This is a genomic window from Caulobacter sp. GW456-12-1-14-TSB4 (assembly GCF_059424195.1).
The window spans coordinates 1-6,610 of the sequence record NZ_JBWKZF010000062.1; the positions used below are offsets into that span (position 1 = coordinate 1).

General features: G+C 68.4%; 5 protein-coding genes. 2 read left to right on the top strand and 3 right to left on the bottom strand.

Annotated elements, in window-relative coordinates:
* Positions 1–331 precede the first annotated feature (331 nt).
* Complete coding sequence (locus AC07YH_RS26430) at positions 332–1,063, bottom strand: DUF1223 domain-containing protein (RefSeq protein ID WP_494749866.1); 732 nt, start codon at positions 1,061–1,063, stop codon at positions 332–334.
* Between the two features lie 172 nt (positions 1,064–1,235).
* On the bottom strand, positions 1,236–3,926 hold the full coding sequence (gene acnA / locus AC07YH_RS26435; protein WP_494749867.1) for an aconitate hydratase AcnA: 2,691 nt from the start codon (positions 3,924–3,926) through the stop codon (positions 1,236–1,238).
* Positions 3,927–4,109: 183 nt separating this feature from the next.
* On the opposite strand from acnA, the gene ccmA reads away from it, so the two are divergent.
* Together ccmA and ccmB are read left to right on the top strand one after the other, a co-directional pair.
* On the top strand, positions 4,110–4,724 hold the full coding sequence (gene ccmA / locus AC07YH_RS26440; RefSeq protein ID WP_494749868.1) for a heme ABC exporter ATP-binding protein CcmA: 615 nt from the start codon (positions 4,110–4,112) through the stop codon (positions 4,722–4,724).
* Positions 4,721–5,386, top strand: coding sequence for a heme exporter protein CcmB (ccmB, locus tag AC07YH_RS26445; RefSeq protein ID WP_494749869.1), 666 nt, complete (start codon positions 4,721–4,723; stop codon positions 5,384–5,386). Before ccmA ends, ccmB begins: the two co-directional genes overlap by 4 nt.
* On the opposite strand, the gene AC07YH_RS26450 is transcribed toward ccmB, so the two are convergent.
* Positions 5,383–6,276, bottom strand: coding sequence for a DMT family transporter (locus tag AC07YH_RS26450; protein ID WP_494749870.1), 894 nt, complete (start codon positions 6,274–6,276; stop codon positions 5,383–5,385). The two genes, ccmB and AC07YH_RS26450, sit on opposite strands and share 4 nt — an antisense overlap.
* Positions 6,277–6,610 lie beyond the last annotated feature (334 nt).

A 6,610-nucleotide genomic window follows, 5' to 3' on the forward strand; every position in this document is an offset into this window, starting at 1 on the left:
CTCCCAGATCGCGGGCCGGTCAGCCGACAAACTCTATATCCCCTCCCCCAAATGAGCCCGCGTGGACTTCCCCCACCACGCGGGCTTTTTTGCGCGTGGATTTAGGTCTCAGAGCTGACACGCGGCGCCCAGAAAGGACCTTTGTTTGGTCCATCCCTCGCCCGTTTGGGCGGCGATAAAGACAGTGTCGACGAAGAGCGGACCGGGTTCCTGTCCAGCCCCCCCAGCCCGCCCGGTCACGAGACGCTTCTCGTCGACATGCAAAAGGAACCCGCGTGACCCATCCCCTCCGGTCACGCGGGTTTTCTTTTGTCCGGCGCCCAGCGGGCGCTCAGCGGTCAGGGCTTGTGGTTTCGAGCACGCCCAGGATGCGGCCGCCCTTGGCGCCCTGCACCAGGATCACGCTCTCCAGCCCGTCGTCGGCCATGGTCGGCAGGCGATAGAGCTTGGGCCGGCCGGCCCAGGGGCCCAGCTTGGTCAGCTCGCGCACGACGTTGCGGTGGACCAGGGTCTGGCCCTTGTTGTCGCCGCGCTTGATGGCGATGTCCTGTTCGCGCGGGTCGTAGCGGACCAGCCAGACCTCGGCCCCGCCGCGCGGCGACGGGCCAGAGCCGACCGCGACACGGGCCTTGCCGACGAACTGCATATCCGGAGCGTTCAGCGGCGTGCGCTTGGCGGTCTTGACCAGGTCCTCGACCGCCTCGGCCTTGGTCCCGGAGGCCTGCACCTTGCCGCCGACCACCATCTGCGGCGTGGGCACGTCGCGCAGGGCGAATTTCTTGGCGTAGGCGCGCTGACGCTCGGCGAAGGTCGGCTTGGCGAAGGTGTCCTTCCAGCCGAGATAGTCCCAGTAATCGACCGAATAGGTCAGGGCCAGGACCCCGTCCTGCTTGGACAGGTCGGCCGCCAGCTGGTTGGCCTTGCCGCAGGACGAGCAGCCCTGGGCGGTGAACAGCTCGACCACCACCGGAGCCTTCTCGGCCCAGGCGGCAGGAACAAAGACCCCGGACAGGGCCAAAGCCAACAAGGGGGCGGCGAGCAGAGGGAGGACGGCCTTACGCATTGCGGGGTCACTTAAGCCAAGAACGCCCCGGATAGCCGTTCACGAGGCCGTGAATAGCGCCGGTCCATGGGAGAAAAGGTGGAGACACCGTTGTCAGGGTCGTCCCGAACGAAAAACGGCCGGCCCCCGAGGGGACCGGCCGCCTTTTTCAGTGCGCCTGAGCGCGCCTCGCTTAGCTGGCCGACTTGGCCAGGTTGCGCAGCACGTAGTTCAGGACGCCGCCGTTCTTGAAGTACTCCAGCTCGGTCGGCGTATCGATGCGGCAACGGACCGGGAAGCGGGCGATGCGGCCGTCGGTCGGGCGGTAAAGCTCGACGATCAGCTGCTTGCGCGGCGCCAGATCGGTCAGACCACGGATCGAGACGATCTCCTCGCCGGTCAGCTCCAGCTTCTGCCAGCCGTCCTGGACGAACTGCAGCGGCAGCACGCCCATGCCGACCAGGTTCGAGCGGTGGATGCGCTCGAAGCTTTCGCAGATCACCGCGCGGACGCCCAGGAGCTTGGTGCCCTTGGCGGCCCAGTCACGCGACGAGCCGGTGCCGTATTCCTTGCCGCCGAACACGACCGCCGGACGGCCTTCGGCCTGGTACTTCATGGCCGCGTCGTAGATCGACATCACTTCACCGGTCGGGAAGTGCTTGGTCACGCCGCCTTCGATGTCCGGCGTGATCTTGTTGCGGATGCGGATGTTGGCGAACGTGCCGCGCATCATCACCTGGTGGTTGCCGCGGCGGGCGCCGTAGCCGTTGAAGTCCACCGGCTGCACGCCTTGGTCGATCAGGTACTGACCGGCCGGGCTGCTCGTCTTGATCGAACCGGCCGGGCTGATGTGGTCGGTGGTGATCGAGTCGCCGAACACGGCCAGGACGCGGGCTTCCACGATGTCGGTGACCGGGGTCGGGGTCATCGACATATTGGGGAAGTACGGCGGGTTCTGGACGTAGGTCGAGTCGCCTTCCCAGGCGTAGGTCTGGCCGCCCGTGGTCTTGATGCCCTGCCAGTTCTTGTCGCCCTTGAAGACGTCGCCGTAACGGGTGGCGAACATCTTCTCGTTGATGGCCTTGCGCTGCAGGGTCGCGATGTCTTCGTTCGAAGGCCAGATGTCCTTCAGGAAGACGTCGTTGCCCTTCTTGTCCTGACCGATCGGCTGGGTGGCCAGGTCGATCTTCAGAGAGCCGGCCAGGGCGTAGGCCACCACCAGCGGCGGCGAGGCCAGGTAGTTGGCGCGGACGTCCGGGTTCACGCGGCCTTCGAAGTTGCGGTTGCCCGACAGCACCGAGCACGCCACCAGGTCGGCGTCGTTGATCGTCTTGCTGATGGCTTCCGGCAGCGGGCCCGAATTGCCGATGCAGGTGGTGCAGCCGTAGCCGACCAGGTTGAAGCCCAGGGCGTCGAGGTGCTTGGTCAGGCCGGCCTTGGCCAGATAGTCGGTGACGACTTGCGAGCCGGGGGCCAGCGAGGTCTTCACCCACGGCTTGACCTTCAGGCCCTTGGCCACCGCGTTCTTGGCCAGCAGGCCGGCGGCGATCAGGACGCTCGGGTTCGACGTGTTGGTGCACGAGGTGATGGCGGCGATGACCACGTCGCCGTGACCGACGTCGAAGTTCTCGCCTTCGACCGGGGCGCGCAGGTCGGGCTGTTCGCCCTTGCCGAACTCACCGGCCAGCGACTCGGCGAACTTGACCGAGGCGTCGGCCAGCAGGACGCGGTCCTGCGGGCGCTTGGGGCCGGCCAGCGACGGCTGGACGGTCGACAGGTCCAGTTCCAGGGTGTCGGTGAAGGTCGGCTCGGCGACGCCGGGCTCCCACCACAGACCCTGTTCCTTGGCGTAGGCTTCGACCAGGGCGACGCGTTCGGCGGTGCGGCCGGTGCCCTTCAGATAGGCGATGGTCGAGGCCGAGATCGGGAAGAAGCCGCAAGTGGCGCCGTATTCCGGAGCCATGTTGGCGATGGTCGCCTGGTCTTCCAGGGTCAGGCCGGCCAGGGCTTCGCCGTAGAATTCGACGAACTTGCCGACCACGCCCTTCTTGCGCAGCATCTGGGTGACGGTCAGCACCAGGTCGGTCGCGGTCGCGCCTTCCGGCATGGCGCCGGTCAGCTTGAAGCCGATGACTTCCGGGATCAGCATCGGGATCGGCTGGCCCAGCATCGCGGCTTCAGCCTCGATGCCGCCCACGCCCCAGCCCAGGACGGCCAGGCCGTTGACCATGGTCGTGTGGCTGTCGGTGCCGACGACGGTGTCGGGATAGGCGACTTCGGCGCCGTCGACTTCGTTGGTCCAGACGGTCTGGGCCAGGTATTCCAGGTTCACCTGGTGGCAGATGCCGGTGCCGGGCGGGACAACGCGGAAGTTGTTGAACGCCGACGAACCCCAGCGCAGGAAGCGGTAGCGCTCGATGTTGCGCTCGTACTCGCGCTTGACGTTGTCGTCATAGGCCTTCGGGTTGCCGAAGTTGTCGACCATGACCGAGTGGTCGATCACGAGATCGACCGGGTTCAGCGGGTTGATCTTGGCCGGGTTGGCGCCCAGGGCGACCATGGCATCGCGCATGGCGGCCAGGTCGACGACGGCGGGAACGCCGGTGAAGTCCTGCATCAGCACGCGGGCCGGGCGGAAGCTGATCTCGTGCTCGACCGAGCCCTTGTTCTGCAGCCAGTTGGCGACGGCCTTCAGGTCGTCTTCCGACACCGAGACGCTGTCTTCGTTGCGGAGCAGGTTCTCCAGCAGCACCTTCATCGACACCGGCAGCGACGAAGTTCCGGTCAGACCGGCTTCCTCGGCGGCGCGAAGGCTGTAATAGACGTAGGACTTGTTGCCGACTTTAAGCTCGCGGCGGGCTTTCAGGCTGTCAACAGACGCCATTCTCAAGGATCCTTCTCTGTCCACGGCCGCCCGAAAACCGCTCCCGGGATCACGCGCTGATCGGAAGGGACACACAGGTTCCGCCTCCGCGCCGCGTACCACCCAAAACGACTGGAGGGGGACGACCGCGCGCTTCTTAGCGCCACCTCAGTCCAACGTCCATGTCGCGCGCGGGGTCTTGGCATGTTGAGAGTTGTTCTCATTAAGGATCTGGCGATTTCGCGCGGCGAGCGAAGGCTGTTTTCGCAGCTGGATCTGACGCTTGAGGCCGGTCAGGCCGCGACGCTGGTCGGACGCAACGGGGCGGGGAAAACCAGCCTGCTGCGCGCCGTCGCCGGCCTGCTGCGCCCCGTCGAGGGGACGGTCGCTTTCGAGGGTGAAGTCGGACCGATCGAGGCCGACACGGCGCGGGCCGAGCACCTGCACCTGCTGGGCCACCAGGACGGCCTGAAATCCAGCCGCACCGCCTGGGAGGAGCTGCGCTTCCAGACCCTGTGGACCGGCGGGACCGAGGACGGCGCCCGCGCGGCGGCCAAACGCTTCGACCTCAATCGCCTGCTGGATCTGGAGGTCCGCCGCCTGTCGGCCGGCCAGCGCCGGCGCCTGGCCCTGGCGCGGCTGGTCGCCAGCCCCCGGTCGCTGTGGCTGCTGGACGAGCCGATGGCCCCGCTGGACGCCGGCCAACGCGCGGCGTTCGGGACGGTGATGGCCGAGCATCTCGCCGCTGGCGGCATGATCCTGGCCTCGGTGCACGATCCGCTGCCGGTCCCGAACCGCCAGGTCGAGGTGGGCGCATGAAGGCGTTCGGCGTCCTCCTGCGACGGGAACTGGCCCTGGCCTGGGGCAAGGGCGGTGGGCCGCTGCTGGCCCTGACCTTCTACGCCTGCGTCGTCGTGCTGCTGCCGATGGCCTCGGGCCGCGCGCCCGAGCGGCTGGCTGCCATCGCGCCCGGCATCGCCTGGCTGGCCCTGGCGCTTGCGGCCCTGCTGTCGCTGGAGCGGCTGTTCGAGCGTGACTACGAGGACGGCGCCCTGGACCTGCTGGCCCTGGGCCCCGCGCCGCTGGAGGCCGTGGCGGTCGCCAAGTGCCTGGCCCAATGGCTGGCCACCGGCGCGCCCCTGGCGCTGGCCGCTCCGGTCGCGGCCTTGATGCTGGGCGCGGACCTCAAGGTCATGCCGCTGCTGGTGCTGTGCGCCCTGGCCGGGGGCCTGGCCTTCGCGTTTCTGGGCGGCCTCGGCGCGGCGTTGGCTTTGGGCAGCAAGCGCGGCGGCTTGTTGGTGGCGGTGATCGTCCTGCCACTGTTCGCCCCGCCGGTGATCTTCGGGGCCGGAGCGCTGGACGGCTATGCAGCCGGCCTGCCGTGGACGGGCGGCCTCTTCCTGCTGCTGGCCTATTGCGTCGGCGCGGTGGCCCTGTCGCCGCTGGCCATGGGCGCGGCGTGCCGGAACGCGCTGGACTAGGGAGTCGGCGCCACCGTCGCCTGGACGTCGCCCAGCGCCGCCTTCTTCTCGCCCAGCACCACGGTCAGCGAGCCGCCAATGATCAGCAGGCCGCCGGCGAACAGGGCCGCGGTCAGGTGGTCGCCGAACAGCAGCACGCCGCAGCAGGCGCCGATTAGCGGCTCGATATTGATGAACACCCCGGCGCTGGCGGCTCCGACCCGGGCCGCGCCATATTGCCAGGCGGCGGTGGCCAGCAAGGTCGCCAGCACGCCCTGGGCGACGATCGCGGTCCAGACCGGCGCGCTCAAGGCCAGCTTCGGCGCGCCGTGCATGACAAAGGCGATCGGCAGGACGGTCGCGGCCGCGATGATGATCGACACCGCCGGGATGGCCATGGCGTTCGGGGCCTTCGGCGCGCGGCGCAGGGTCAAGAGCCAGGCCAGGAACAGCAGCAGCGCGCCCAACGACAGGGCCACGCCCAGCGGCGAGCTGGCGCCGTCCGGCTTGCCGGCGATCAGGGCCGCGCCCAGGGTCGCCGCCGCCACGCCGGCCCACGACATCCTCGAGACCTTCTCGCCGAGCAGCTTGGCGCTGACCGCGATCAGGGCCGGCATCGCGCCGACCAGCAAGGCCGCGACCGTCACCGACACGTGCGCCAGGCCCTCGAACTGGACCATGAAGGCCACGCCGTACAGCACGCCCGCCAGCAGCACGACCGGCGACTTGAACAGCGCCCGAACCTCGGGATCGCGCAGGGCGAACGGCGCGGCGGCCAGGGCGGCGACGGCGAACCGCAGCAGCACCATATGGGCCGAGCTCATCTCCGTCAGGATCAGCTTGCCGGTCGGGAAGCCCAGGCCCCAGCAGATCCCCGCGAGCGCCAGGGCGACAAAGGCGATCGATTTCATGCGAGGCTCCAGACGGCGACGGCCCGACGCGGACGCGCGGGCAAGCCGGCGTCCTCTAGATCGCAGCGATCCCGGAACTGGCAGCTGACATAACGCGCGCCAGCTTCAGCGCAAGCACGGAACCTTTTCCGGAGTTCGACAAACATTGAACATTGTTCATGAACTCGGACATTTTCGCGCCATAAGCCGATGGCCAAGCTCCCGTCATCATTACGACAGGGAGCTCACAACCATGCGTAAAATGCTTACCCGCCTGGCGCTCGCGGGCGCCGTCACGACCCTTCTCGCCGGCGCGGCCCTGGCCCAGGTCCCGCCGCCGCCGGCCCCGCCCGCG